Below are 1,686 nucleotides of genomic sequence, written 5' to 3'. Positions count from 1 at the left end.
GCTGGCGCCGCTGTGCATGGCCGCCGCCGCCGCGCTGGCCACCCTGGCTGGCTGCCGCGCGCGCCAGCAGATCGAACGCCTGGATGCGGCGCTGGCGCGTGCCGCGCTGGCCGAGTCCGAGCGCAACGCCCTGCAGCACGACGTGCACGTGCGCGAGCGGCTGGAACAGGAACTGCTGCAGGCCAAGCAGGCCGCCGAGGCCGCCGTGCTGGCCAAGGGCGAGTTCCTGGCGACGATGAGCCACGAGATCCGCACCCCGCTCAACGGCATCATCCCGATGCTGGAACTGATCGGGCGCGGCCCGCTCGGCCTGGACCAGCGCGAGATGCTGCGCGCGGCCAACACCTCCTCGCTGCAACTGCTGCGCATCGTCGACGACATCCTGGACTACTCCAAGCTGGAAGCGAACCGGCTGGAGCTGGAGATCACCACCTTCAACCTGCGCGAACTGCTCGACGGCGTGCTGGAGCTGATGCAGCGCGCGGCCGAGGCCAAGGGCCTGCGCATGACGCTGCAACTGGACCCGGCGGTGCGCCTGCCGGTGCGAGGCGACCCGGTGCGCCTGCGCCAGGTGCTGAGCAACCTGCTCGGCAACGCGGTCAAGTTCACCGCGCGCGGCGGCATCGACCTGGGCGTGCGCCGGCTCGGCGAAACCCCGGCACAGCACCTGCTGCGCTTCGAGGTGCGCGACACCGGCATCGGCATCAGCGCCGAGCGCCAGGAGCACCTGTTCCAGGCCTTCACCCAGGCCGACGCCTCCACCACCCGCCTGTACGGCGGCACCGGGCTGGGCCTGACCATCTGCAAGCGCATCGTCGAACTGATGGGCGGACGCATCGGCGTGGCGTCGCGGCAGGGCCAGGGCGCCACGTTCTGGTTCGAGATCCCGCTGCTGAAGGTGATCGGCGACCTGCCGCAGAATCCGGGCGGCCTGCCGCGGCTGCATGCGCTGCTGGTCGGCGCCGACCAGCGCCTGCAGCAGCGCCTGAGCGTGCTGCTGCCGAACTGGGGCGTGCAGGTGAGCAAGGTCGATTCGACCCAGGAGGCGCTGGAGCGGCTGCGCGGCAACGGCAGTGGCGGTAGCGTGCGCCCGACCCACGATCTGGTGATCGGCGACCTGGACGGGCTGCGGCAGAGCGCGCGCGCCCTGCAACGGGCGGTGGCGCGCCTGCCGGCGCCGCAGACCGCGCGGCTGATCTGGCTGTATGGCGAGGCCGACATTCCCGAGGAAATCCGCGCGCACGGCGCGCTGCTGTCGCGGCAGGCGGCGGACATCGACCTGCGCAGCATGCTGGCGCTGGCCCCGGCGACGCCGAGCCTGGCCAGCGAGACCGCTGGCGATGGCGCCGACACCGCCGACGCGTTCTACCACGACGCCTTCGCGACGGACGTCATGGACACCCCCGCACCGGCCCGCGCCGCGGAACCGACGACCGTCGTGGCCGACGCGCCGCCGCCGCGCAGCGGCTACCGCCTGCTGCTGGTCGAGGACAATCCGGTCAACCTGATGGTGGCGCGGCGGCTGCTGGAATCGCTCGGCCACCACGCCGACAGCGTCGAGGACGGCGCCGCCGCATTGGCGCAGTTGTCGCGGCAGCCGTACGACCTGGTGATGATGGACTGCCAGATGCCGGTGCTGGACGGCTACGCCGCTACCCGGCAGTGGCGCCAGCGCGAGGCCGATGC

Annotated in this window: 1 protein-coding gene; it reads left to right on the top strand. The window is 72.4% G+C overall.

The window, feature by feature from the left end:
* Nucleotides 1-142 precede the first annotated feature (142 nt).
* Nucleotides 143-1,686 (top strand): ATP-binding protein (locus D588_RS0119770; RefSeq protein WP_026143917.1); only part of this gene is annotated, 1,544 nt, incomplete at its 3' end.

This window comes from Xanthomonas sp. SHU 308 (assembly GCF_000364645.1).
Classification (GTDB): domain Bacteria; phylum Pseudomonadota; class Gammaproteobacteria; order Xanthomonadales; family Xanthomonadaceae; genus Xanthomonas_A; species Xanthomonas_A sontii.
This window is presented reverse-complemented; position numbering and strand designations above follow the sequence as displayed.